The 25,765-nt window shown below is 36.8% G+C and carries 22 protein-coding genes; 16 read left to right on the top strand and 6 right to left on the bottom strand.

From position 1 onward, the window contains the following. Positions 1 to 83 precede the first annotated feature (83 nt). Positions 84 to 728, top strand: a complete 645-nt coding sequence (locus tag EZY12_20235; GenBank protein QSX67055.1) for a hypothetical protein — start codon at positions 84 to 86, stop codon at positions 726 to 728. Between the two features lie 278 nt (positions 729 to 1,006). Next, positions 1,007 to 2,521 carry a C-3',4' desaturase CrtD gene (gene crtD, locus EZY12_20230; protein ID QSX67054.1) on the top strand — a complete coding sequence of 505 codons (1,515 nt, stop codon included), beginning with the start codon at positions 1,007 to 1,009 and terminating at the stop codon, positions 2,519 to 2,521. Positions 2,522 to 2,979: 458 nt separating this feature from the next. On the opposite strand, the gene EZY12_20225 is transcribed toward crtD, so the two are convergent. Then, positions 2,980 to 3,720 (bottom strand): sulfite exporter TauE/SafE family protein, encoded by a 741-nt coding sequence (locus EZY12_20225; GenBank protein QSX67053.1) that lies wholly within the window; start codon positions 3,718 to 3,720, stop codon positions 2,980 to 2,982. 63 nt (positions 3,721 to 3,783) lie between these two features. Between EZY12_20225 and EZY12_20220 the strand changes: the two genes are divergently transcribed. The 6 genes from EZY12_20220 (at position 3,784) to ureC (ending at position 8,862) form a co-directional block, all read left to right on the top strand. Beyond that, positions 3,784 to 4,623 (top strand): urease accessory protein UreD, encoded by an 840-nt coding sequence (locus tag EZY12_20220; GenBank protein QSX67052.1) that lies wholly within the window; start codon positions 3,784 to 3,786, stop codon positions 4,621 to 4,623. Positions 4,624 to 4,654: 31 nt separating this feature from the next. Next, positions 4,655 to 4,957 carry an urease subunit gamma gene (ureA, locus tag EZY12_20215; GenBank protein QSX67051.1) on the top strand — a complete coding sequence of 101 codons (303 nt, stop codon included), beginning with the start codon at positions 4,655 to 4,657 and terminating at the stop codon, positions 4,955 to 4,957. A 44-nt stretch (positions 4,958 to 5,001) separates the two neighbouring features. Beyond that, positions 5,002 to 6,204: an AAA family ATPase gene (locus EZY12_20210; GenBank protein ID QSX67050.1), complete on the top strand. Its 1,203-nt coding sequence runs from the start codon at positions 5,002 to 5,004 to the stop codon at positions 6,202 to 6,204. Continuing rightward, positions 6,201 to 6,434, top strand: coding sequence for a hypothetical protein (locus EZY12_20205; GenBank protein QSX67049.1), 234 nt, complete (start codon positions 6,201 to 6,203; stop codon positions 6,432 to 6,434). The genes EZY12_20210 and EZY12_20205 overlap by 4 nt, the downstream gene beginning before the upstream one ends. Before the next feature lie 14 nt (positions 6,435 to 6,448). After that, positions 6,449 to 6,754, top strand: a complete 306-nt coding sequence (locus EZY12_20200; GenBank protein ID QSX67048.1) for an urease subunit beta — start codon at positions 6,449 to 6,451, stop codon at positions 6,752 to 6,754. Between the two features lie 401 nt (positions 6,755 to 7,155). Beyond that, positions 7,156 to 8,862 carry an urease subunit alpha gene (gene ureC, locus EZY12_20195; protein ID QSX67047.1) on the top strand — a complete coding sequence of 569 codons (1,707 nt, stop codon included), beginning with the start codon at positions 7,156 to 7,158 and terminating at the stop codon, positions 8,860 to 8,862. Positions 8,863 to 9,011: 149 nt separating this feature from the next. Here ureC and EZY12_20190 read toward each other — a convergent pair whose 3' ends face one another. Beyond that, complete coding sequence (locus tag EZY12_20190; GenBank protein ID QSX67046.1) at positions 9,012 to 9,728, bottom strand: pirin family protein; 717 nt, start codon at positions 9,726 to 9,728, stop codon at positions 9,012 to 9,014. Positions 9,729 to 9,885: 157 nt separating this feature from the next. Here EZY12_20190 and EZY12_20185 point away from each other — a divergent pair, with 157 nt between their 5' ends. Further along, complete coding sequence (locus tag EZY12_20185) at positions 9,886 to 10,296, top strand: DUF393 domain-containing protein (GenBank protein QSX67045.1); 411 nt, start codon at positions 9,886 to 9,888, stop codon at positions 10,294 to 10,296. A gap of 47 nt (positions 10,297 to 10,343) precedes the next feature. Here EZY12_20185 and EZY12_20180 read toward each other — a convergent pair whose 3' ends face one another. Then, complete coding sequence (locus EZY12_20180; protein QSX67044.1) at positions 10,344 to 10,772, bottom strand: hypothetical protein; 429 nt, start codon at positions 10,770 to 10,772, stop codon at positions 10,344 to 10,346. 138 nt (positions 10,773 to 10,910) lie between these two features. On the opposite strand from EZY12_20180, the gene psbQ reads away from it, so the two are divergent. From psbQ to EZY12_20165, 3 genes are all read left to right on the top strand, one after another. Then, positions 10,911 to 11,363 (top strand): photosystem II protein PsbQ, encoded by a 453-nt coding sequence (gene psbQ, locus EZY12_20175; protein ID QSX67043.1) that lies wholly within the window; start codon positions 10,911 to 10,913, stop codon positions 11,361 to 11,363. A 166-nt stretch (positions 11,364 to 11,529) separates the two neighbouring features. Beyond that, positions 11,530 to 12,699: an FAD-binding oxidoreductase gene (locus EZY12_20170; protein ID QSX67042.1), complete on the top strand. Its 1,170-nt coding sequence runs from the start codon at positions 11,530 to 11,532 to the stop codon at positions 12,697 to 12,699. Positions 12,700 to 13,013: 314 nt separating this feature from the next. Then, on the top strand, positions 13,014 to 13,412 hold the full coding sequence (locus EZY12_20165; protein QSX67041.1) for a hypothetical protein: 399 nt from the start codon (positions 13,014 to 13,016) through the stop codon (positions 13,410 to 13,412). 71 nt (positions 13,413 to 13,483) lie between these two features. Here the strand turns inward: EZY12_20165 and EZY12_20160 are convergent, their stop codons facing one another. Next, on the bottom strand, positions 13,484 to 15,652 hold the full coding sequence (locus EZY12_20160) for a recombinase family protein (GenBank protein QSX67040.1): 2,169 nt from the start codon (positions 15,650 to 15,652) through the stop codon (positions 13,484 to 13,486). A 58-nt stretch (positions 15,653 to 15,710) separates the two neighbouring features. Here EZY12_20160 and pxcA point away from each other — a divergent pair, with 58 nt between their 5' ends. Further along, positions 15,711 to 17,024 (top strand): proton extrusion protein PcxA, encoded by a 1,314-nt coding sequence (gene pxcA / locus EZY12_20155; protein ID QSX67039.1) that lies wholly within the window; start codon positions 15,711 to 15,713, stop codon positions 17,022 to 17,024. Then, positions 17,017 to 17,835 (top strand): MltA domain-containing protein, encoded by an 819-nt coding sequence (locus EZY12_20150; GenBank protein QSX67038.1) that lies wholly within the window; start codon positions 17,017 to 17,019, stop codon positions 17,833 to 17,835. The genes pxcA and EZY12_20150 overlap by 8 nt, the downstream gene beginning before the upstream one ends. Here EZY12_20150 and EZY12_20145 read toward each other — a convergent pair. After that, positions 17,791 to 18,450, bottom strand: coding sequence for a polysaccharide deacetylase family protein (locus EZY12_20145; protein QSX67037.1), 660 nt, complete (start codon positions 18,448 to 18,450; stop codon positions 17,791 to 17,793). The two genes, EZY12_20150 and EZY12_20145, sit on opposite strands and share 45 nt — an antisense overlap. A 271-nt stretch (positions 18,451 to 18,721) precedes the next feature. Here EZY12_20145 and EZY12_20140 point away from each other — a divergent pair, with 271 nt between their 5' ends. Then, positions 18,722 to 19,561 carry an RnfABCDGE type electron transport complex subunit D gene (locus tag EZY12_20140; GenBank protein ID QSX70750.1) on the top strand — a complete coding sequence of 280 codons (840 nt, stop codon included), beginning with the start codon at positions 18,722 to 18,724 and terminating at the stop codon, positions 19,559 to 19,561. Positions 19,562 to 19,570: 9 nt separating this feature from the next. Further along, positions 19,571 to 20,941, top strand: a complete 1,371-nt coding sequence (locus tag EZY12_20135; GenBank protein ID QSX67036.1) for a DUF2330 domain-containing protein — start codon at positions 19,571 to 19,573, stop codon at positions 20,939 to 20,941. Between the two features lie 3,966 nt (positions 20,942 to 24,907). Here EZY12_20135 and EZY12_20130 read toward each other — a convergent pair. Further along, a complete protein-coding gene (locus EZY12_20130) occupies positions 24,908 to 25,744 on the bottom strand; it encodes an ATP-binding cassette domain-containing protein (protein ID QSX67035.1) in 837 nt (278 codons plus the stop codon). Positions 25,745 to 25,765 lie beyond the last annotated feature (21 nt).

Genomic DNA, 25,765 nt, shown 5'->3' with positions numbered 1-25,765 from the left:
GCGTATTGCAATACGCTTACCGAATATTACATAACTGAACTCAAGTTTAGGTCTTTATTTAGTAAAAAATCAAAATATTAGCAATGAATCATCTTAACTGTATAATACCAACAAGCCTAGTAATATTAACATTAGCTACTCCTAATTTAGCCTCTGGGCAACTTGGTAAAAATCATCCTCTAGCCAGTAATCAAACAATATTATTGGCTAGTCAAAAAACCCAGTCAACTAAACCAGCAACAAAAAAAGCCACCTTATATATAGAAGGGGAAAAAAGCACAATTACACTCAAGCTGTACCAAAACCCTAGTTTTAGTACCTACTTTCCCTCAGACGATTTTTTAGTAACATCTAGTAGTTCTGAGGAAGGACAAGGAGTTGAATTTATTGCTAACTTTGGTAATAAAAAAAATGAAAATGCTTATGTTCACTTTGCTTTTTTGAATAATTTTCAGAAATATTCACAAGTTAGCAAATTTGTCAATAGCAAAAATGGGTTAATTTCTGGCAATAAATGGCGCGTAGTGAGTCGGACAAAGAATACATTCTATCCTTGGGTAAAAGAAAAGATTGTTTTTAGCCAAGGCAAAAACATTGTTGGTAGTATCTACATTGGAGAACAAAAGGGTAAAGCATTTTATGTAATTACCCAATTTCCGGCTGAATATGCTGATGGGTTTACACCCAGGGCTGATTTGATTTTACGTAATTTGGAAGTTAGTTATTAATAGATAATACTGCAAATACTCACCTCAATAATTTTTAGATGAATGTAAGACAAAATACATTTATACGCAATGTCATGAGTTGAAAATTTCCAGAAAAAAGCCATATACTAATAGACTTTCAACCTCTTCCCTGTTTTTTGGTGTCACAAATAAAAGACATTTGCTATTTCTGATAGTTGTTAACTCTGGCACTAAACAAATAATTTATGTAAACTAATGATTAGTAATATGAAGAATTATAAAGTTAATTCTCAATTTATAGTCAGCGAAGTTGAACTATGTCAAATCTTACTCATACAAAAAATCAATCCCGCGTTATCGTTATCGGTGCGGGTATAGGTGGACTTACAACCGGGGCGTTATTGGCACACAGAGGTTATAACGTCCTAATTCTTGACCAAGCAATAGTTCCTGGTGGTTGTGCTTCCACCTTTAAACGTCAAGGATTTATCTTTGATGTTGGTGCAACCCAAGTTGCAGGTTTAGAACCTGGGGGAATTCATCACCGCATTTTCTCAGAATTAAATATAGAATTACCCGCAGCCACGCCTTGTGACCCAGCTTGTGCGGTATATCTTCCGGGAGAGTCAACACCGATTAATGTCTGGCGTGATCCTCAGAAATGGCAAGCAGAACGCCAGAAACAGTTTCCTGGTAGTGAATCTTTTTGGCAATTATTAACAACTTTATTTAATGCTAGTTGGGAATTTCAAGGACGTGATCCTGTTTTACCACCCCGGAATTTATGGGATTTAGGACAATTAATCCAAGCAGTGCGTCCGAGTACCTTGATTACTGCACCTTTCACATTATTTACTGTAGGGGATGCTTTACGATTATGTGGGTTAGGAAAGGACAAAAGACTGCGGACATTTTTAGATTTACAACTGAAGTTATATTCTCAAGTCAGCGCCGAAGAAACCGCTTTACTTTATGCAGCTACAGCCTTGAGTGTGTCCCAATCACCCCAGGGATTATATCATCTGCAAGGGAGTATGCAAGTATTGAGCGATCGCTTGGTAGAATCCTTAGAAAGAGATGGTGGCAAATTATTAATGCGTCACACCGTCGAAAAAATCAAAGTTGAAAATGGCCAAGCCAACGCTGTAGTTATTAAAAATCAGAAAACCGGAGAAACTTGGACCCAAACAGCAGAACATATAATTGCAAATGTCACCGTTCAAAATTTAGTTCAATTATTAGGAGAAAATGCTCCTGCTGGATATAAACAAAGAGTAGAAAAACTCCCCCCAGCTTCCGGTGCATTTGTAGTTTATTTGGGTGTAGAAAAAAGTGCAATTCCTCCTAATTGTCCACCGCATTTACAATTTTTATATGATGTTAATAAACCTATTGGTGAAAACAATTCTCTGTTTGTCTCTGTAAGTCATGAAGGAGACGGCCGCGCACCAATAGGAAAAGCCACAATTATTGCTTCTTCCTTTGTTGATTTTACTCCCTGGTGGCATACTCAAGATTATCAAGGGTTAAAACAAAAATTTACTCAAGAAGCAATATCCAAACTTTCTGAATATTTCTACTTGAAACCAGAAACTATCATTTATGTAGAAGCTGCCACACCTCGTACCTTTGAGCATTTTACAGGACGGGAAGGGGGTATTGTTGGTGGTATTGGGCAAAGAATTCCTACCTTTGGCCCCTTTGGTTTTGCGAATCGGACACCTATTAATAATTTGTGGTTAGTGGGGGATTCAACTCATCCTGGAGAAGGAACTGCGGGAGTGAGTTATTCAGCTTTGACAGTAGTTAGACAAATTCAAGCTCAAAGTTAATAGTTACAGCGGTTTTCGCTCTTATGAGGTACATCTTAGCCCCCTCATCGCTTGCGGGGAGGGGGTTGGGGGTGGGGTTCTTGTACCTCATAACACAAAGGAAGTGCTGTAAATAAATGCAAACACTAATTAGACTGAAAATTGAAAAATTGATTGAAGATAATCAAGAATATTTTTTAGTAGGGGGTGGGGTTTCCCTGCCCGCGATTGTATTGCATCCCCACGATAACCGCTATATATAAGTAGGTTAGCATTAAAAATTGTCGTTATGGCAAGGCAAGAGGCAAGAGGCAAAAGGCAAGATTGAAGAGGGTTTGGGCGATTTTACTTTTCTTTACACAGATTGGTTTTATTCTGTTCACCTACTTAGTTAAAGATTTGCCATTTGAAGAGCAGCAAGTATATTTAGAAATAAATAGAAGACAATTCAAATGGGAAAAATGTAGAAAACATTATTTTTACCAAAAAGGTAATAATTCTCTTTGCTGCCATAAAATCAGCATTCCACTGAACATGACAAAGGAGATCACCAATTGACGGAATTGTTTTTCACTGATTTTTTGCAGAACTAAATGTCCCAAGTAATTGCCAGGTAATGCAGCCAAACCAAGGACAATTCCATAACCAATGTATGGTAATTTGAAAGCTCCAAAAAAACCATAGACAACCACTTTGACGAGATGAACAATCACTCGATTTGTTGCCTGAGTTGCTAGTAATTCCTCTTTTTGTAAGCCATAGTTAATATAAAGTGGAGCTAATACAGGCCCCATGCTGCCTATCAAACCAGATAAAAAAGCATAAGCAAAACCTGCTGGGAGAAAGTACCAAGTTTGGACGGTAAAAGATTTCTCCTCATTTTTGAAGAAGTAACTTATAGCCGAAAAAATGAGAAATATGGCAACTAAAATATTTAACCAATCTAATTTAATTTTTGTGAGTGTAAATGCTCCTAAAATTCCGCCAAAAACTGCTCCGGGTAACTCCCATTTGACAACATCCCAATTAATTTTTTGCCAATAGACAAATACTCGTTCACTGTTGCCAAATATGCCACTGATAGTAATTACAGGAGCAATAGCTGCTGCCCCTATGAACATTCCCACAATGGGCATGAGAATTAATGAACTCCCACCACCAGCTAGTAAACTGATAAACCAGCCGATAATGCCAGCTAATGCCAACCAAAATATTGTCATAAATTATTGAATAATATGTTTAAGTGGACAAATCAGGTGATTAATTTTTACTTTACGCTCTAAATGATTGATAACCCCTACACAGTACAAGGTTGGCATGGCAAACTTAACTTAGTTTATGCTAAACGCCAAGATTCTACTCAGTTGATTTACAACCACCATCAAGCCCCTTTTAAGGTACAACGCCCTTTTTATCCAGAAGGACAAGAAGTTTGTCATAGTGTGATTTTACACACTGCTGGCGGCATTGTGGGGGGCGATCGCTTATCTTCCCAAATTCACCTCCAACCCCAGACAAAGGCATTAATTACCACCGCAGCCGCAAGTAAAATATATCGTAGTAACGGGCTATTAGCAAGACAAATCGTAGATATTCAAATTGATGCTCATGCTTGTTTAGAATATTTACCCCAAGAAACGATTTTATTTAATGGGGCAATTTATCGCCAAGATTTGCGGGTAGAATTAGCTACAGATGCAAGTTATTTGGGCTGGGAAATTACGAGATTTGGAAGAAGTGCCAGGGGAGAAAAGTTTTTACAGGGAGAGATGCGATCGCACACGGAAATCTGGCAAAATGGTATTCCCCTATGGATTGATAGGCAAATTGTCCCCGGTAGCGAAGAAGTATTTCATAGTCCTCATGGTTTAGCGGGAAACCCCGTTGTGGGTAGTTTTATTAGTGTTGGTTTGCCAATATCACAGGAAATCATTAACCAAGCGCGTTCTTTAATCATTCAAAACTCTAATGCTGGGGTAACTCGCTTACAACATGGATTTTTGTGCCGATATCGTGGTAATTCTACATCTGAAGTCAGAAGTTGGTTTACAAATATTTGGCAAATGTTCCGAGTATCTTGTCTAAATGGTGGTAATTGTATTCCGAGAGTATGGCAAATTTAAACAAACTACTTCAGACACAGGGGAGAAAAAAATGCATCTAACACCGCAAGAACGAGATAAGTTATTAATTTTTACTGCTGCTTTAGTAGCGGAAAGACGAAAAAATAGAGGATTAAAATTAAATTATCCAGAAGCGATTGCTTTTATTTCTGCTGCGATTTTGGAAGGGGCAAGAGATGGTCAAACCGTGGCAGATTTAATGAGTTATGGAACAACTTTATTAACTCGTGATGATGTCATGGAAGGAATTCCAGAAATGATTCATGATGTCCAAGTAGAAGCCACTTTTCCTGATGGCACAAAGTTAGTAACTGTACATAATCCAATTTGTTAGTCAAAAATCACTTAAATATATGAGAAAAAAATTGAGGTAACAACATGGTAGCACCATACCGATTAACATCAGTCAATATTCGAGGTTATCGTCCTTTTAGAAACTTGGAAGCTCCATTACAACCATTAGAAATTATTGTTGGTGCTAATGGGGCAGGAAAATCAAGTTTATTTGAATTTCTCAAATTTTTGCGAGATAGTCTTTATTACGATATCCCTCCTGAAATAATTACTGGTGCTATTGGGCAGCAGATTTTTCATATTCCAGGACCAGCTAAGTTTGAATGGGATATAGAAATTGATACAGGTCGTCCAATTGGTATTAGATATTTAGGGGAACTTATGGGACCGGTTGGTAGAACCCAAGTTTCCTATGAAAGAGTAGAATCATCTAAACCTTTTAATGATAAATATAGTAATCCATACATATATATGGATATTCAGGGTAATAAAGGTGTTATTAGAGAACCTGGAGAAAAAGGATTTACAGCTTTAACACAAGATGAATTAAAACAAGAGATTGCTTTAAAGCGTTCTAATCAACTAACGCTGAATACGATAACAAATCCATCATTAGAAGCTTTATATAACTTACGTGAATATATTCGTGATTGGAGGTTTTATAGTTCTTTTAACATAGGAAATCAGAAGATTCGTCAATCAGTTCCCATTGAACAAGAACCAATTTTACATGAAGATGCAGGTAATTTGAGTTCAGTTCTTTTCTATTTAATGACTGAACATAGAACAGCATTTGATGAACTACAACAACATCTTCGTTCTGTAATTCCTGGTTTTAAAGGTTTAACCGTAAAAGCTCGTGGTGGACCAGGAGAAGTTATAGCTTTTTGGCAAGAATCAGGTATTGATCAAGAGTTAAGTCTTGCGGATTTATCAGATGGAATTTTGCGTTTAATTTGTTGGATTTGTTTATGTGTACTGCCAAATCCACCATCGTTAATTTGTATTGATGAACCAGATCAAGGTGTACATCCACGGACACTACCTGTTTTAGCTGCCTTATTTGAGAAAACTTGTGAACGCACACAAATTTTATTGGCAACTCATTCATCTTATTTTTTGACGCAGTTTGATATTTCTCAAATTGCAGTAATTAGAAAAGAAAATGGGGAAGCAAAGTTTATTAAACCTGGAAATTCTCAAGTTTTAATTGATATGCTTGATGATTTTGGCTCAGATGAATTAGAACAATTACACCGTAGTGATGAATTAGAGAGACTTCCATGAAAGTTGAAATTTATGTAGAGGGTACATCTCTTGAAGAAGGAGTCAGGAGTCACCGAGTCAGAATCAATCCGTCTGGGATTCAGACCCAGAAAATTTTTCAAACCTATGGTAAAAAATATCGAGGTTCTAGTGATGCTCGTATAATATTAGGAAGTGCTAGATATCAAGATATTGCCGAAAGATGTCCGCAAGCTTTCCAACCCTTTGTAGAATTCTTAGAAAATCTTTAAATTAGGAAAAAATTATGATACCCGGAGAAATCATCACCCCAATAGGGGAAATTGAATTAAATGCAGGTCGTCCAATTACTAAATTAATAGTAGCAAATGCAGGAGATAGACCCATTCAAATAGGATCGCATTTTCACTTTTTTGAAGTTAATACTGCTTTAATTTTCGACAGAGAAAAAGCGCGAGGAATGAGATTAGATATCCCCGCAGGTACAGCCGTGAGATTTGAACCAGGAGATGAAAAAGAAATTACTCTAGTTCCCCTCATTGGTACTCGTCAGATATATGGATTCAACGGCAAAATTAATGGAAGTCTGTGACATACTCCACACACTCCCTTTCAGGTGAGTGTAGGCTTCTCGGCGACTCCTCTATGAAGACATTAACCGAGCTTTAAAGCCCTATGCCCTAGGGACTTTTTGAGATAATTTTTAACTTTTTTGATAGGCTGCTTTTGGTGCATTTAATTGAGTTACACCTACTGTCAAGGATTATATCAAATATTTGAAAAAAAATCAAGAAAGTGTTCATTCCGCACTTCGTGCCGCTTCGCTAACATCGCCCAACAATACTGATTAAGCTGCGCTTAATTTTGCTCGTTGGGCAATTCGTCACTTCCGCGTATTCATCTCATCACCTCCCTATCGGGTAGGTGAGAGGCTTCTACTGTTTAAGCTAAAATTTTGCCCATAACTCTATTTAATTAAAAAAAGGATAAAGTATGCCATACAGAATGGATCGTCGCGCTTATGCTGAAACCTATGGACCCACAGTAGGTGATAAAATTAGATTAGCAGACACAGAATTATTTATTGAAGTAGAACAGGATTTCACAACCTACGGAGATGAGGTGAAATTTGGTGGTGGTAAAGTGATTAGAGATGGCATGGGACAATCCCCAATTTCTAACGCTGATGGTGCTGTAGATTTAGTGATTACTAATGCTTTAATCCTCGATTGGTGGGGAATTGTTAAAGCAGATATCGGCATTAAAGATGGCAAAATTTACAAAATTGGTAAAGCTGGAAATCCCTATATTCAAGACAATATAGATATCATTATTGGTCCGGGGACTGAAGCTTTAGCAGGAGAAGGAATGATTCTGACAGCGGGGGGAATTGATACCCACATCCATTTTATTTGTCCTCAACAGATTGAAGTAGCGATCGCATCAGGGATCACAACGATGATTGGTGGAGGTACAGGACCAGCCACAGGAACAAATGCCACAACTTGTACTCCTGGACCTTGGAATATTTACCGAATGTTGCAAGCCGCAGATGCGTTCCCTGTCAACATAGGATTTTTAGGGAAAGGCAATACAAGTCAACCCCAAGGACTAATAGAACAAATTGAAGCTGGAGTAATGGGGTTAAAACTCCATGAAGATTGGGGAACGACTCCCGCCACAATTGATACTTGTTTAACCGTTGCTGATGAATATGATGTGCAAGTCGCAATTCACACTGACACCCTCAACGAAGCCGGATTTGTTGAAGATACTATTGCCGCTTTTAAACATCGTGCTATTCACACCTACCACACGGAAGGGGCTGGAGGAGGACACGCACCAGACATTATCAAAGTTTGCGGACAAAGTAACGTTTTACCATCTTCTACTAACCCCACCCGTCCTTACACTGTCAACACTCTAGATGAACATTTGGATATGTTGATGGTATGTCATCACTTAGATTCCAGTATTCCTGAAGATGTATCTTTTGCTGAATCTCGGATTCGGAGAGAAACTATCGCAGCGGAAGATATTCTTCACGACTTAGGCGCGTTTAGTATGATTGCATCTGACTCACAAGCAATGGGGCGGGTAGGTGAAGTCATAATTCGGACTTGGCAAACAGCACACAAAATGAAAATACAACGGGGAAGCCTTGCTGGGGATGGTAATGCGGATAATGTACGAGCAAAAAGATATATCGCTAAATATACAATTAATCCGGCAATTACTCATGGTATTTCTGAATATGTGGGATCAGTAGAAGCAGGAAAATTAGCGGATTTGTGTTTGTGGACACCTGCGTTTTTTGGTGTCAAACCGCAAATTGTCATTAAAGGAGGCATGATTGCTTGGTCACAAATGGGTGATGCTAGTGCTAGTATTCCCACACCGCAACCTGTATATATGCGACCAATGTTTGGCAGTTTTGCGGGTGCGAGAAATGCAACATCATTAACTTTTATTTCTCAAGCAGCTTTAGCAAGAGAAATTCCTCAACAATTAAGTTTAAGAAAGTTAGCAGTTCCAGTTTCAGGAACTCGTCAAATTACTAAACTAGACATGAAATTAAATGATGCTTTACCTCATATTGAGGTAGATCCTGAAACCTACGAAGTCCGTGCGAATGGTGAATTATTAACTTGTGAACCAGCAACAGTTTTACCAATGGCACAAAGATACTTTCTGTTTTAGAAAATTAATTATGATTCAGCAGAAGTCAGAATGTTTAATAAATTTCTAGATTTTCAGGTAGAAATACAATTGAGGGTGGGGAGACCCCAATTAGGAAACCCAAATTAGGAAACCCAAACTGAGGGCGGGGAAACCCCGCCTATGGTATTTTACCCTAAGTCAAACAGCAATATTTCTGAGCTTGAATTACTGCTAATTGTGATTTTTTCTTCTCCTGTAATTTCTACTCCATCTCCGGCTTGCAATTCGTGATTATTGAAATTTACTTTACCTTTAGCTATTTGTAACCAAGCATAACGATGATCTTGAAGATGATAATTTACAACATCACCTGTTGCTAAAATTCCCGCATATAAAGAGACATCTTGATAAATAATTACAGATCCATCTCTTCCATTTTCAGAGGCAATTAAACGTAATTTTCCTTGCTTTTCTGCTATGGGAAAAGCTTTTTGTTCATATCTAGGTTTTAGTCCTTGCTGATTTGGTAAAATCCAAATTTGCAGTAAATGTAATTCTTCAGTTGGAGAAGGATTAAATTCACTGTGCATAATCCCAGTTCCTGCACTCATTACCTGGGCTTCACCGGGAAGAATTACCGAACCTGTGCCTAAACTATCTTTATGTTCTACTGCACCTGATAAAACATAAGTGAGAATTTCCATATCTTTATGTCCATGAGTCGGAAATCCTGCACCAGCAGCTATGAGATCATCATTAATTACTCGCAAAGAACGGAATCCCATCCGCGTGGGATCATAGAAGTTGCTGAAGGAAAATGTATGATAACTATTGAGCCAATCAATTTGACTATGAAACCGAGAATTTCTATCATGAATTACATAATTAATTGTATTTTGAGTCATGATTTTACCTCACTATTAATAATGAATGGCATTTATAAATCGCTAAATCAGCAGTAGTTTTTTAACTTTTTATATAGTACAGTATATACAGATAAATTCACAAGTACGCACTTAAAAGTCAGATACTTACCAAAAACATACTATAGCGACTAATTTTATGACTTACTATGTTATCTATGATGGCAACTGCAATCTTTGTGTGACTTTAGTGCAGTTGTTGGAGACTTTAGACCAAGGAAAGCTCTTTCGTTACGTTCCTATGCAAGATGAGGAGAGATTATCCCAATGGGAAATTACTACTACAGATTGTCAACAGGGGATGATGTTAATTGATGGTAATGCTACCCAAAGACGTTGGCAGGGTAGTAATGCGGCTGAGGAAATTGGGCGATTATTACCTATGGGAAGCTTATTTGTCGAGGCTTATCGGGCTTTACCGGGGATGAAATGGGCAGGAGATAGGTTTTATGAACAAATTCGGGATAACCGTTATACCTTGTTTGGTAAGCGATTGCAAACCTATCAATCAGCATACTGTGTAGATGGTAGTTGTCAAACACCCTCTTAAAGCAAAGGTGGGAATGGGCGTTAGATGAGCAGAAAAGATCATGATTTTTACTCACTTGGCCGATTAAACACCTCTAAAATTTGCCGACAAACCTGTTTTAACTTTTCTCCAACTTCAGCAGAGGGTAGAGAATCGCCAACAAAACTCCATATTTCCACTGTCGAAAGTCGCCAAACTTCACCACGATGATCAAACCCAGCAGCTTCTACACCAATAGCGCGACGATGATTATTTACAGGATCTTGATAAAATCGGATTTGAATTAAAATACTCCGACTGCGCCAAGATTTGCTAACACCAGGAAAATGAAATCCAATATCTATGGAATCTGGGTCTACTAATTCTCTGGTTTCTGGGTCATTGTGCCAAGGTTTAAGATCAGATTTGAGATCAGGAAATTCGTATTTAAATAGATTTACTACTGTCGCAATTTTGCTGGCAAATTCCAAATTTGTGGCTTGTTCGGCTGCGTTCACTCAACAATACTCCTATATTCGGTTGGTCTGTGGGGAAGATAAGGACAGAAAAACCTGATTTAACTGTAACGGTTAATTACATAGCGATCTAAAATAACACTGTGAATCTGTAAACAAACAAAAAATTAATTTCCATTTATGGTGCGTCAACGTTCTATCTTTTCACTGATTTTTGTATTATTAGCAACATTTTTAATTAGTTGTGGTAGTCCTAGTGTTGCTACTGTACCACCATCTTATACAGCAGCGGAAGTTGCAAAAATTCAGGAATATGTTCCGGGAATTCAGATGGTGCGCGATCGCTCGACCGAATTGAAAAACCTGATTTCTCAAGGTGAATGGATTAAAGTGGGCAATTTCATCCATGGACCAATGACAGAAGCTAGGTTAAATATGACTTATATCATTCCTAACTTGGCACGGCAAAATCAAGCTAAAGCCCGGCAAATCAGCAAAGATTTGTTACAGGATCTAGTAAGAGTAGATCAAGCTGCCTCTACGGGTAATACTAGCCTAGCTTTAACTAAGTACAAAGAAGTTTTTGTAGATATTGACAACTTCTTAGAACTAGTTCCTGAAAAAAGTAGCTAAAAGTAGGAGTCACCGAGTCAGGAGAAGGAACAAATAAATTTCTTCCCCGGCTTTCCCTGCTTCTTCTTGGCTTCGAGTCTTGAATCACAAAATCTTGAGGTAATAGGGTGATAGGGTGGAGAGGAAGACTCTTCATTCTTCACCCCCTGACTCAAGCGTAAAAACCATGAATGTAGTAATTATCGGCTGTGGTGTAGTTGGGGCGGCGATCGCCTATGAACTCAGCCAAGTTAAAGGTTTAAATATCACTGTTTTCGAGGAAAAACAACCCGCACAAGGTTCTACTAGTGCCGCCCTCGGTGTATTAATGGGCGTAATTAGCAGTAAAATTAAGGGTAGTGCTTGGCGAATGCGACAAAGTAGCATTGAACGCTATGGAACTTTGATTCCTGAATTAGAAGCAATTACAGGGCGAAAAATCCCTTGTAATCGTCAAGGAATTGTGATGCTGTTGTCAGAAGATTTAGATCACCCCTTGGAAAGCGGCGTTGAGGTACTGTCGGAATGGGAACAACTGCGGGAAATTCGTCAATCTCAAGGTTGGGAATTACAAGTTTGGGATCAAGAACAATTACAAAAATTTTGTCCCCAAGTTAGTCATCCGCAAATTATTGGCGCTGTCTATTCTCCCCAAGACTTACAACTAAATGCCACAGCTTTAACTGTATCTTTAGTAGATGCCGCCCAACGCAATGGTGTAAAGTTCAAATTTGGTGTATCTGTCACTGGCACAGAAACCCCACCACCACCACCACCAACACCCTTACATATCAAAAAAGGATTGGGAGCGGCTCATAAATGTAATTTTATTGAAACTACAGAGGGTAAAGTTAGCGCTGATTGGTTTATCGTGTCAGCCGGTTTGGGTTCAACGGCTTTAACTGCCCAATTAGATCAAATGGTGCAGATCCGTCCAGTGCTGGGACAGGCTTTATATTTAAGTTTAGGACGAACTTTAGGAAATCCTGATTTTCAACCGGTGATTACTGGTAATGATGTGCATATTGTACCGATGGGTAATGGTGATTATTGGGTGGGGGCAACGGTAGAATTTCCCGATGATGAAGATCAAGTATCGCCTAGTCCAGAATTATTGGATGCTGTTAGACAACAAGCGATCGCCTTTACCCCAGATTTAGCCGCAGCGAAAGTTCTCCGTACTTGGTCAGGATTGCGTCCCCGTCCCGAAGGCAGACCAGCACCAGTAATTGATAAACTACCCGGTTTTACTAATGTTTTGCTGGCTACTGGACACTATCGCAATGGTGTCTTACTCGCACCTGCAACAGCAACAGCCATTCGAGAAATGATCTTAGCTGAAGATTCTCATTCTTGAATTTTCAAGATCCCCGACTTCTTCAAGAAGTCGGGGATCTACACAAAACTAAGTAGCATCGGTTCGGTATAACGTCATCTGCATCAGCGGACGGTGATGCAAAATAAGCTGTTGTTGGTATTTTTATAGAACCTATTTTGCAAAGAAATTGTTCTACTTCACTAAATCTAATATCTCTCATGATCTTGATTTAATTCATCTAACTTAGGGTTAATTAATATATCTAACTTAGGGTTAATTAAAGTAATTTAATTAAAACATAAGCTTTTTATAGCAGGTTAATTCCAGTTATTTTATTTTGGAGATATAAGATTATGTTGCAAACAAATTTGCCAACTTCCAAAACAGAAAAAGATGCTTCTTTATTTAGCTTTGATGAAAATTGTTTGTCTGAATTAAGTTCTGAACAAGCTGCTAATATTGCTGGAGGATTTACACTGAAAAATAATACACAAGCACCCAGAACTTTTTACAATTTTGGGGAGAAGTTACCCCTACAACAACAAACTTTAAAACCGGGGGAGAGCGGTACTTATCCGGGAGAGTTTCTTTTATATAACTCTTCAACAACAAAGCCGGGAATTAGTCCAGCCATATTTAATGCAGATCCTGCCGGTTCATTCAGTTTGAATCAATCAGGAACTAGTATAACTCCTATGGATCTTAACTCTTCTAATGGGATGAACTCTTCTAATGGTAATGGGGCTTGCTAAAAAAGCAATGAAAAATAGATTTTGAAAAAAAGCCTCTAGAACTTAATCTAGGGGTTTTAATTTTTAATTACTTAAACCACTTCGCAGGAATGAACTAAAGGTAATAAAGGTCCTATTTGTTCCTGTCCATTTACGGCTAATTCACTGTGACACAAATACAATTTATCAGACACACGCGCCAGCAAATCGGCGATAATTCTTTGTAATCTTTGTTCTTCGGCTAATTGTTCATCTTCTGCTGTCCAAGGTTGTCCTAACCTATCCCGTAAAAATAAGGTAGCACCATATAAGGTGGCAGCACCACCTTTAGCCCATAGTGGTGAACCAATATCTAACCAAAAATGCCAACGGTGATTGTTTCTACTTGCACGGTACTGAAATATAGTTGCTAAAGTTACAGCTTTTCTATTGCTACCGATAGGACGCACTGGATAGGGGTTGGCGGTAATTGTCCCCCGTCGCAGCAGTTGAATAAAGTTAGTAATAGTAATGCTAAGAGTTTCGGGTGTATGCATTGAAAGCAAGAGAGAATCCGTTTGTCTTAAACGGGTGTCTATTTCCCAGTAATGTTGGGCAGTTTCTAGTAATTCTCGTAATGCTGCTAATTCTTGATATGAGGGGTTTTTATCATTACAGATAAAGTCTTGAATGGCTTTGTAGAGGAGAAAAATGGGGGTGAGGAGAAGACGCTGTTGATATTGCTCCCGCTGTTCGGCCATCCATTGTAATATTTCTTCATAAGCCTGAGTGGCAATATAGCCAATTCTATCCCAGCGATCAAAGGTTCTCACTGGTAATAAATCGGGTGTATCGGGGTGGGGAACGAAACAAGAATCTGCTATTAACCCAGCCCGCACCGGATCTATTCTAGAGTGATGGAATTCTTTTTCCTGCCCATCTTGAGTTTGATATTGACTCAAAACAACCAACATTTCTGCTACTGCATCCCTATCTACCAACCGTCCCAAACCGGGATACACTAGAGCCATTAAGGTGAGTAATGCTCTGACTACCGATGAACTAATTAAAGGGCGTTGTTCGTTGAGAGATGCAACTTCAATATTTTGTTTGGTTAATATTTCTACTAGGGTATAACGAGCGATCGCATCTAAACCAGGTGCAATAATTGCTACTTCATCCGCTGCTACTTCCCCAGATTTGACTCCATCAATAATTATCTCGGCTGTTTCACGTAATAGCTGGGCGCGGGAATTGGTTTGAATAGGCTTTACACAACTTGGTAAAGTTAACATTGTCATTGGCTGTGTGACCAATTCTACCATTTGCTCAGTTAGAGAATAGCCCAAACTATTTGCAGGTATAGAGGTTAAATTTTCTACTTGGCAACGCTCAGATAATCTGGATAAATACTGAGGATCTGCCCCCAAACCCCAACGGATAGCCCCATGAGGATTATAGCTAAACGCCCCTATTACCCCAGCATTTAATAAAAATTCAAATAAGTTAGCAGCGATCGCTGGATAATCATCCACATCATCTGCTATGATACCTTGATAGCGTTGCTGCAAATGCTGTTGATAGGTATTATGAGTCAGTAAATTTTGGTTATACAGTTCGGTAATGAGTGCATAAGTCAATAATCCTCGTTCCAAACACCAATTGCGCCAACTTAGTAGCAAATCACCCAAAAATTCCGGTTCTAAATTGATAGAATCATTTTCTAATCCACTGTGCAAAATTTGAGGAATATCTTCACAGGGTACACCGCTATAAGCTGCTAATTGCCATAAATCCAGGATACGCCTCACCAACCGATACTCATTTATACCTACACGTCGCAAAACTTCCGCATCTAACCGAGAACTCCAGAGTTTTGTTGCCAATTCTTGTTCTGTTTCTGGACGCAATCTGACTGAAAATTGTGCTTTGATTGACAACGAATCAATTAATAACGGCCAAAATAAAATTACCTCATCTTGGAAAAAACCCAAAGCTGTTTTTACGCGAAGAGGATATTTTCCTAATGTTAAAGTAGTAACTCTATCAGCTAATTCCCGTCGGGTATCATCATTAGCAGCTAATAATAAAATACTTAGTTCTTTTTGGTGTGAATTTGCAGTTTTATCTATGGGTTGAGGTAAGGAATTGTGAATATTTTTATTATAAAATAAATCAGATTCTTGATTATCAATTTGTAACCAAGCACTAAACTGGTTTATCAAGCGAGTAGTTTTACCACTACGACTAGTACCAAAAATCCAAAGAGAATCAGAAAGCATGGTTTTTGCGTTAACTTAAGTTTAAGAATTTAGTGGATAATCCTAAATAATCATCTCGATGAGAAATACCGTGTTTAGCCAAAAAATATACCCTTTTTTACTGGCTGCTTACAAATGGTATCTACTGACACCAGAACGTTCTTTAGATACAGCCTATCAAGCCGCTATAAAAATTAAAGAAATTGAAGATAAACACTTCAATGGTAACAAAATAGACTCCGAATTTACCATGCACAGCGCCAGTGTGATGGATTATTTTCAAGGAGATTTGCAAAAGTTATTAAAAATTGTACAAATGCGGCTGACAGAATTTAAAGCCAGTCGGTGGTTTTCTAATGAATCTAAACAAAAAGCTGCCATAAAAGTCGGTATAGAATATTCTAGCCCAGCATTAATTTTAGAGAAACTAGAATTCATTGATCAAGTTACCTGCAAATATACTAATAATGATATAAGTACAAATTATGAAAATCCCAATTCTCCAACTGTTGAACCACCCACAGATTTAATTAAATCTCAACAATTTACCCCACAAAGATCGCAGAAAGTTAACCAAAATATATCAAAGGGAAAAGCCAATACTACAGGTATTTTACCCCGCTCAATTTTCAACACAATCAATCGTTTACAAGTAGAATTAGATCCAGATTCTGAACAAGATGTAGTTAAAAATTTCCGTAAAGCCAAACAAAGAAGTATTATCTCAATTCGGCTTATCCTCCTCCTGATTATTGTTCCTCTACTTACACATCAAGTATCAAAAATTTTAATTGTTGGCCCATTGGTAGAACATTTCCGAAATGAGAAAACAGTAGAAGTTTTCTTAAATGGAGAGATGGAAGAAGAAGGACTATTAGCATTACAAAGGTTTGAAGAAAGAATTAAATTTGAATCCTTAATTAGTAATGCTCCCCCGCTGGCAACTGAAGAATTAGAAACCAAAATGAAGGAGAAAGCTGAGAAAGTAAAAGAAGAATTTCGCGAAGAAAGTGATAATGCCATTAAAAATGTATTTGCTGATATTTTTGCAGTAATTGCCTTTACTGTTTTATTACTCCTTAGTAAATCTTCTATCGCTGTATTAAAAGAGTTCTTTGATCATGTAGTTTATGGTTTAAGTGATAGTGCTAAAGCATTTATTATCATTTTATTTACCGATGTTTTTGTCGGCTTTCACTCTCCTCATGGTTGGGAAGTTCTCTTGGAAGGAATATCACGACATTGGGGATTACCCGCAAATCATGATTTTATTTTCTTATTTATTGCCACATTTCCCGTCATTTTAGATACGATCTTTAAATATTGGATTTTCCGCTATTTGAATCGGATTTCACCTTCTGCCGTTGCTACCTACCATAACATGAATGAATAGCCAGAAATTTGCTAACATTACTATTAGTTTACCCATATTTATGGCAAGTTTGATTGTGGGCATACAGCCACTGCCCAATCAAGAACTTAGTTCCCCAGAATGTCGGTTAGGAAAATGGAATTTACCAGCATTAGTCAATCCAACTCCAAAGAAATTACCGATACTTATTCCCAGAGTACCAGTTACCTGTTGTCAAGAAGATATTTCTTGTTTAGATCAGGCAATTTATGATGATAATAATGATGAAGTTGCTGATAAAAAAGCCCTATTACAATCTATAGATTACAGTCTCCAATATTTGCAAACAGAAAGGGCAGTTACAGCTTATCAAAAATCAGAAATTACCAGAGAAAGAGTTGATAATAGTTTGCAAAGATTTCGGCAATTATTGATTTCCACAAAATCGGCTCAAGCACTACAAGCAGCTATAGAAAAAGAATTTGTTTTTTATCAATCTGTGGGGAGAGATAAGAAAGGAACGGTTTTATTTACCGCTTACTATGAACCTTTATATTTAGCTAGTCGTCAACCAACAAAAGAATTTCGTTATCCTGCTTATCGCTATCCTGCTGATTTAGCATCTTGGGCTAAACCTCATCCTACCAGATTAGAATTAGAAGGTGCAGATGGTTTACAAAGTAGCAAGGGTCAATTAAAAGGATTGGAGTTATTTTGGTTTAGAGATCGTCTTGAACCTTATATGATTCAAATTCAAGGTTCAGCCAAACTCAAATTAACATGTAGTTTTAGTTTTGCTTTATCTTTATTACCACAAACTATCAATAGTCACAAATTTATAACCTTGTTCTAATAATTTAGGAATCAAAATATTAATAGTTTCTGCCACATCTTTGCCCCCAAAATAGCCATCATGTAACACAATTAATGAACCGTTTTTAACTTGCTTCATAACTCGATTTATCACCACATTTACACCAGGAAGAACCCAATCTTCAGGAACTACACTCCACATAACTGGACGATAATTCCACTGTTGAAATAATTGTAATGTTTGAGGTGTAAAAAAACCATTAGGAGGACGCACATCTCGCACTTGTTCAGGTTGTAAATTACAAGCATTGTAAATAGCAACTTGGGTTTTTTCTAAACTCTGTTTTAACTGAGTTGGGGAAAGGAAGGGAAAAGAATCATGCTCATAACCATGTAATCCGATCCAGTGTCCTTGTTCGCTGACTGTTTTCGCAATGTCTGGAAACCGATTTACACAATTTCCTAACCAGAAAAAACTAGCGGTAATTTTGTACCTGTTTAAAACGGATAATACCTGGGGTGTGTATTGGGGATGAGGTCCATCATCAAAAGTGAGAGCAATAGTCTTACAGCTTGAGTTTCCACCCCATAGACAATGGGGAAAAGTGGGCTGGAGAATCCGGTAAACAAGGGGAAATAGGGGAGCAAATTCCATTAAAAATCTCCTAGAATCTCATGTAGAGACGTTCCATGGAACGTCTCTACATTATTTATAGCGGTATGCACTTGAATGAGGTAAATCATAGCCCCCTCATCGCTTGCGGGGAGGGGGTTGGGGGTGGGGTTCTTGTATCTCACTCAACAAAAGAAACGCTATATCGAGTTTAAAAATAAGTTTGTAACAAAAACTGTAACAACAACCTAATTTTGGATCCCATAGGTTTAAATTAGGAGGAAATCTGCGGGTAATTCCTGGACTGAAAATGATATTGTGCAAAGATATTCGAGATTATCAAATTCTCTTTCTGAGTTTATTTCTAATTTTGGGAATTGGGACGCGAGACTGGACATTACATCCAGAATTTATTGCTGTGGCGATCGCCTCCTGCATTATAACTCAAATCATCTGCTCATTGATCACTAAATCCCCAGACAGCTTACAACTAATTAATATTCGTAGTCCCCTCATTACCTCTCTAGGACTTAGTTTATTACTACGGGTTGATCATTGGCCAACCATGGCCTTAGCTGGATTTGCAGCCATAGCGAGTAAATTTGTCTTTAAAGTTGGTGAAAAGCATTTTTTTAATCCTGCTAATTTTGGCATTGTTGCCGTTCTTACCCTCACTAATGATGCTTGGGTTTCCCCAGGACAATGGGGGGAAGAATGGTGGTATGCGTTGTTATTTGTGGGGACTGGAGGCATGATTTTACAACGGGTTGGCCGTTGGGATACTACCGCCGCTTTTTTAGGTGCTTATTCTCTCTTAGCTGCTATTAGAAATCTTTGGTTAGGTTGGACTTGGGATGTTTATTTCCATCATTTAATGAGTGGATCTTTACTGTTATTTTCTCTATTTATGGTGACAGATCCTCGTTCAATTCCCAATTCCCCCATGAGTAGAATTATTTGGGCAATATCTATTGCCTTATTAACGTTTATTTTGCGGAATTTTTTCTTTATACCCACTGCTGTTTTTTGGGCTTTATTTGCCCTAGCACCATTAACTATTTTATTAGATAAATTCTGGATTACGCCAAGATTTTCTTGGGAGAATAAGACAGAATTACCAGCAGAAAATAATCAATTAACTATCATCAATTAAGGTATCAAAATGCAACTTTTTCGCCTATTTCTGCCCTTAATATCTGCAATTTTAGCCTTGCTGTGTTTCGCGCCTACAGCTTGGGCTTTTTGTGGATTTTATGTAGCTAAAGCTGATACAAAACTCTATAACCAAGCCTCTCAAGTTATACTGGCGCGAGATGGAAATCGCACCGTCTTAACAATGGCTAACGATTTTCAAGGAGATGTTAAAGATTTTGCTGTTGTTATTCCTGTTCCTACTGTTTTAAAAAAAGAACAAGTTCATGTAGCCGAACCGAAAATTATTGAAAGATTAGATGCTTTTAGCGCCCCCAGATTAGTTGAATATTTCGATTCTGACCCCTGTGCTGTCATGGAAAAAATGGCAGATATGCCCGCACCGTTAGCAGGAGGAAGAATGGAAAGTTCAGCAAATAAAATGAGGAGAGATAGCAATTTAGGTGTAACTGTTGAAGCCAAATTTAATGTTGGTGAATATGATATTGTCATCCTCAGTGCTAAAGAATCCGGTGGACTAGAAATTTGGCTGAACCGCAATGGTTATAAAATTCCTAAAGGGGCAAAGGAATTACTAAAACCCTATATTCGTTCTGCCATGAAATTCTTTGTTGCTAAAGTCAACTTAGATAAATTTGCCGAATCAGGTTATCAATTACTGCGTCCTTTACAAATTTCCTATGAATCACTTAAATTCATGTTACCGATTCGTTTAGGAATGATTAACGCCACCAAAGAACAAGATTTAGTTGTTTATATTCTCTCACCCCAAGGACAGGCAGAAATTACTAATTATCGCACCGTTAAAGTTCCTTCAGATGTGAATATTCCTGTTTATGTGAAAAGTGAATTTGGTGATTTTTATAAATCCATGTTCCAAACTTCCTACACCAAAGAAGATAAAAAAGTCGGCTTTCTGGAATATGCTTGGGATATGAGTAGTTGTGATCCTTGTTCTGCGGAACCACTCAATAATGAAGAATTAAAACAAGCTGGTGTATTTTGGTTAGATAATAATAGTGATAGACCAGTATCTCCCACTTTTCGTTCTCGTTTCCCTAGCAGTAGTGTTTTCATTACTCGCTTGCACGTTCGTTACACCAGAAATAAATTTCCCGAAGATTTGATGTTTCAAGCAACTTCCCAACGGGAATCTTTTCAAGGACGTTATATTTTACAACACCCATTTACAGGTAATGTCCAATGTAGTGCAGGACGACAATATCAACGTTCTTTGAATCAGAGATTGGAAAAAGAAGCTGAAACTCTCGCTAGACTTACTAACTGGAATATTCAAAATATTCGCCAAAAAATGCAAATACCTGGCAGAAAATTTTCTACTTCTTTGTGGGATAATTTCTTAGCTTGGTTGGGTCTGTAAATCCTCTAATCCTGGTTATCCTGATTCTGACAAGAAATACGCAAAAATCCTCGTAATTTATAGGTTATTGGTAGGAGGTTGAAATTGTAATTGTCTGAATCAGGATGTCCACCGATTTAAGGATTTACAGGATTGTTGTTGATGATTTTTCTGTGAGGATTGAAAGATAAAAAATGATAATTATAATAACAGTAGATTCTCTATCATCCAAAAATTGCGATTGTTTATTAATAATAGACAATAACATCCTGTAAATCCTCTAATCCTGGTTATCCTGATTCTGACAAAAAATACGCAAAAATCCTTGTAATTTATAGGTTATCGGTGGGATGTTGAAAGTGTAATTGTCTGAATCAGGATGTCCACCGATTTAAGGATTTTCAGGATTGTTGTTGATGAATGTTCTGTGAGGATTGAAAGATAAAAAATGATAATTATAATAACAGTAGATTCTCTATCATCCAAAAATTGCGATTGTTTATTAATAATAGACAATAACATCCTGTAAATCCTCTAATCCTGGTTATCCTGATTCAGACAAGAAATACGCAAAAATCCTCGTAATTTATAGGTTATTGGTAGGAGGTTGAAATTGTAATTGTCTGAATCAGGATGTCCACCGATTTAAGGATTTACAGGATTGTTGTTGATGATTTTTCTGTGAGGATTGAAAGATAAAAAATGATAATTATAATAACAGTAGATTCTCTATCATCCAAAAATTGCGATTGTTTATTAATAATAGACAATAACATCCTGTAAATCCTCTAATCCTGGTTATCCTGATTCTGACAAGAAATACGCAAAAATCCTCGTAATTTATAGATTATTGTTGGGAGGTTGAAATTGTAATTGTCTGAATCAGGATGTCCACCGATTTAAGGATTTTCAGGATTGTTGTTGATGATTTTTCTGTGAGGATTGAAAGGTAAAAAATGATAATTATAATAACAGTAGATTCTCTATCATCCAAAAATTGCGATTGTTTATTAATAATAGACAATAACATCCTGTAAATCCTCTAATCCTGGTTATCCTAATTCTGACAAGAAATACGCAAAAGTTCTCGTAATTTATAGGTTATTGTTGGGATGTTGAAAGTGTAATTGTCTGAATCAGGATGTCCAGGATTTAAGGATTTACAGGATTGTTGTTGATGATTTTTTTGTGAGGATTGAAAGATAAAAAATGATAATTATAATAACAGTAGATTCTCTATCATCCAAAAATTGCGATTGTTTATTAATAATAGACAATAACATCCTGTAAATCCTCTAATCCTGGTTATCCTGATTCTGACAAGAAATACGCAAAAATCCTTGTAATTTATAGGTTATTGGTAGGATGTTGAAAGTGTAATTGTCTGAATCAGGATGTCCACCGATTTAAGGATTTTCAGGATTGTTGTTGATGATTTTTCTGTGAGGATTGAAAGATAAAAAATGATAATTATAATAACAGTAGATTCTCTATCATCCAAAAATTGCGATTGTTTATTAATAATAGACAATAACATCCTGTAAATCCTCTAATCCTGGTTATCCTGATTCTGACAAGAAATACGCAAAAATCCTTGTAATTTATAGGTTATTGGTAGGATGTTGAAAGTGTAATTGTCTGAATCAGGATGTCCACCGATTTAAGGATTTTCAGGATTGTTGTTGATGATTTTTCTGTGAGGATTGAAAGATAAAAAATGATAATTATAATAACAGTAGATTCTCTATCATCCAAAAATTGCGATTGTTTATTAATAATAGACAATAACATCCTGTAAATCCTCTAATCCTGGTTATCCTGATTCTGACAAAAAATACGCAAAAGTTCTCGTAATTTATAGGTTATTGTTGGGATGTTGAAAGTGTAATTGTCTGAATCAGGATGTCCAGGATTTAAGGATTTACAGGATTGTTGTTGATGATTTTTTTGTGAGGATTGAAAGATAAAAAATGATAATTATAATAACAGTAGATTCTCTATCATCCAAAAATTGCGATTGTTTATTAATAATAGACAATAACATCCTGTAAATCCTCTAATCCTGGTTATCCTGATTCTGACAAAAAATACGCAAAAATCCTTGTAATTTATAGGTTATCGGTGGGATGTTGAAACTGTAATTGTCTGAATCAGGATGTCCACCGATTTAAGGATTTACAGGATTGTTGTTGATGATTTTTTTGTGAGGATTGAAAGATAAAAAATGATAATTATAATAACAGTAGATTCTCTATCATCCAAAAATTGCGATTGTTTATTAATAATAGACAATAACATCCTGTAAATCCTCTAATCCTGGTTATCCTGATTCAGACAAGAAATACGCAAAAATCCTTGTAATTTATAGGTTATCGGTGGGATGTTGAAATTGTAATTGTCTGAATCAGGATGTCCACCGATTTAAGGATTTTCAGGATTGTTGTTGATGAATGTTCTGTGAGGATTGAAAGGTAAAAAATGATAATTATAATAACAGTAGATTCTCTATCATCCAAAAATTGCGATTGTTTATTAATAATAGACAATAACATCCTGTAAATCCTCTAATCCTGGTTATCCTAATTCTGACAAGAAATACGCAAAAATCCTCGTAATTTATAGGTTATTGGTAGGAGGTTGAAATTGTAATTGTCTGAATCAGGATGTCCACCGATTTAAGGATTTACAGGATTGTTGTTGATGATTTTTCTGTGAGGATTGAAAGATAAAAAATGATAATTATAATAACAGTAGATTCTCTATCATCCAAAAATTGCGATTGTTTATTAATAATAGACAATAACATCCTGTAAATCCTCTAATCCTGGTTATCCTGATTCTGACAAAAAATACGCAAAAGTTCTCGTAATTTATAGGTTATTGTTGGGATGTTGAAAGTGTAATTGTCTGAATCAGGATGTCCAGGATTTAAGGATTTACAGGATTGTTGTTGATGATTTTTTTGTGAGGATTGAAAGATAAAAAATGATAATTATAATAACAGTAGATTCTCTATCATCCAAAAATTGCGATTGTTTATTAATAATAGACAATAACATCCTGTAAATCCTCTAATCCTGGTTATCCTGATTCAGACAAGAAATACGCAAAAATCCTCGTAATTTATAGATTATTGTTGGGAGGTTGAAATTGTAATTGTCTGAATCAGGATGTCCACCGATTTAAGGATTTACAGGATTGTTGTTGATGATTTTTCTGTGAGGATTGAAAGATAAAAAATGATAATTATAATAACAGTAGATTCTCTATCATCCAAAAATTGCGATTGTTTATTAATAATAGACAATAACATCCTGTAAATCCTCTAATCCTGGTTATCCTAATTCTGACAAGAAATACGCAAAAATCCTCGTAATTTATAGGTTATTGGTAGGAGGTTGAAATTGTAATTGTCTGAATCAGGATGTCCACCGATTTAAGGATTTTCAAGATTGTTGTTGATGATTTTTCTGTGAGGATTGAAAGATAAAAAATGATAATTATAATAACAGTAGATTCTCTATCATCCAAAAATTGCGATTGTTTATTAATAATAAACAATAACATCCTGTAAATCCTCTAATCCTGGTTATCCTGATTCAGACAAGAAATACGCAAAAATCCTCGTAATTTATAGATTATTGTTGGGAGGTTGAAATTGTAATTGTCTGAATCAGGATGTCCACCGATTTAAGGATTTTCAGGATTGTTGTTGATGATTTTTCTGTGAGGATTGAAAGATAAAAAATGATAATTATAATAACAGTAGATTCTCTTTCATCCAAAAATTGCGATTGTTTATTAATAATAGACAATAACATCCTGTAAATCCTCTAATCCTGGTTATCCTGATTCAGACAAGAAATACGCAAAAATCCTCGTAATTTATAGATTATTGTTGGGAGGTTGAAATTGTAATTGTCTGAATCAGGATGTCCACCGATTTAAGGATTTTCAGGATTGTTGTTGATGTTCGCCCAAAATATACTAACCTACATCATCATGAGCGAAACGGTTAAACAAGAAGTCCAACGCATAATTCCGCAATTGATAATATTGAGGATCTTCCATAATTCTCGCTCTATCTCTGGGACGAGCAAAAGGAATATCCATCACTTCTCCAATTTTGGCATGAGGTCCATTGGTCATCATTACCAACTTATCAGCTAAAAATAAAGCCTCATCAATATCATGGGTAATCATCAAAACCGTACAACGATTATCACCCCAAATTTTCAACAATTCTTCTTGCAATTCTTCCTTAGTAATAGCATCTAATGCCCCAAAAGGTTCATCTAAAATCAACACTTTGGGACGAATAGCTAAAGCCCGCGCAATAGAAACCCGTTGTCTCATTCCCCCAGACATTTGCATAGGTTTCTTTTCCATTGCGTCACCCAAACCTACCATTGTTAAATGGTCCCGGACAATAGCCCGTTTTTCAGCTTCCGGCTTAGTTGGATAAACTGCATTTACAGCCAAATAAATATTTTCAAAAGCCGTTCTCCAAGGTAATAAAGCATAGTTTTGGAAAACCACCATTCTATCGGGACCAGGCTTGGTAATTGGTTTTCCTTCTAATAAGACTTGTCCAGTTGTAGGGAAATTAAAACCAGAAATCATGTTTAACAGCGTTGATTTACCACAACCAGAGTGGCCAATAACGCAAAGAAATTCACCTTGTTCAACGTTGAGATTAACACCATCAAGGACGGTAAATAGTCCTGACTTGGTGGGATAAACTTTGCAAACGTCTTTAATTTCTAGGAAGGGCTGAAGACTGGTTGTAGCGGTGTTGGTAGATTTCAAGTTACGGTCTTGCATTGTTTGGTAATTGGTAGAAAG

The sequence above is a fragment of the Dolichospermum sp. DET69 genome, assembly GCA_017355425.1.
Taxonomy (GTDB): domain Bacteria; phylum Cyanobacteriota; class Cyanobacteriia; order Cyanobacteriales; family Nostocaceae; genus Dolichospermum.
This window is presented reverse-complemented; position numbering and strand designations above follow the sequence as displayed.

Bases quoted from the DNA above. Each gene is read 5' to 3' on its own strand.
- EZY12_20165 (QSX67041.1), top strand. From the start codon at position 13,014: ATGTTGCAAACAAATTTGCCAACTTCCAAAACAGAAAAAGATGCTTCT.
- EZY12_20220 (QSX67052.1), top strand. From the start codon at position 3,784: ATGATTGATAACCCCTACACAGTACAAGGTTGGCATGGCAAACTTAAC.
- ureA (QSX67051.1), top strand. From the start codon at position 4,655: ATGCATCTAACACCGCAAGAACGAGATAAGTTATTAATTTTTACTGCT.
- EZY12_20130 (QSX67035.1), bottom strand. From the start codon at position 25,744: ATGCAAGACCGTAACTTGAAATCTACCAACACCGCTACAACCAGTCTT.
- pxcA (QSX67039.1), top strand. From the start codon at position 15,711: ATGAGAAATACCGTGTTTAGCCAAAAAATATACCCTTTTTTACTGGCT.
- EZY12_20150 (QSX67038.1), top strand. From the start codon at position 17,017: ATGAATAGCCAGAAATTTGCTAACATTACTATTAGTTTACCCATATTT.
- EZY12_20135 (QSX67036.1), top strand. From the start codon at position 19,571: ATGCAACTTTTTCGCCTATTTCTGCCCTTAATATCTGCAATTTTAGCC.
- EZY12_20190 (QSX67046.1), bottom strand. From the start codon at position 9,728: ATGACTCAAAATACAATTAATTATGTAATTCATGATAGAAATTCTCGG.
- crtD (QSX67054.1), top strand. From the start codon at position 1,007: ATGTCAAATCTTACTCATACAAAAAATCAATCCCGCGTTATCGTTATC.
- EZY12_20205 (QSX67049.1), top strand. From the start codon at position 6,201: ATGAAAGTTGAAATTTATGTAGAGGGTACATCTCTTGAAGAAGGAGTC.
- EZY12_20225 (QSX67053.1), bottom strand. From the start codon at position 3,720: ATGACAATATTTTGGTTGGCATTAGCTGGCATTATCGGCTGGTTTATC.
- EZY12_20200 (QSX67048.1), top strand. From the start codon at position 6,449: ATGATACCCGGAGAAATCATCACCCCAATAGGGGAAATTGAATTAAAT.
- EZY12_20235 (QSX67055.1), top strand. From the start codon at position 84: ATGAATCATCTTAACTGTATAATACCAACAAGCCTAGTAATATTAACA.
- EZY12_20170 (QSX67042.1), top strand. From the start codon at position 11,530: ATGAATGTAGTAATTATCGGCTGTGGTGTAGTTGGGGCGGCGATCGCC.
- EZY12_20185 (QSX67045.1), top strand. From the start codon at position 9,886: ATGACTTACTATGTTATCTATGATGGCAACTGCAATCTTTGTGTGACT.
- EZY12_20145 (QSX67037.1), bottom strand. From the start codon at position 18,450: ATGGAATTTGCTCCCCTATTTCCCCTTGTTTACCGGATTCTCCAGCCC.
- psbQ (QSX67043.1), top strand. From the start codon at position 10,911: ATGGTGCGTCAACGTTCTATCTTTTCACTGATTTTTGTATTATTAGCA.
- EZY12_20160 (QSX67040.1), bottom strand. From the start codon at position 15,652: ATGCTTTCTGATTCTCTTTGGATTTTTGGTACTAGTCGTAGTGGTAAA.
- EZY12_20210 (QSX67050.1), top strand. From the start codon at position 5,002: ATGGTAGCACCATACCGATTAACATCAGTCAATATTCGAGGTTATCGT.
- ureC (QSX67047.1), top strand. From the start codon at position 7,156: ATGCCATACAGAATGGATCGTCGCGCTTATGCTGAAACCTATGGACCC.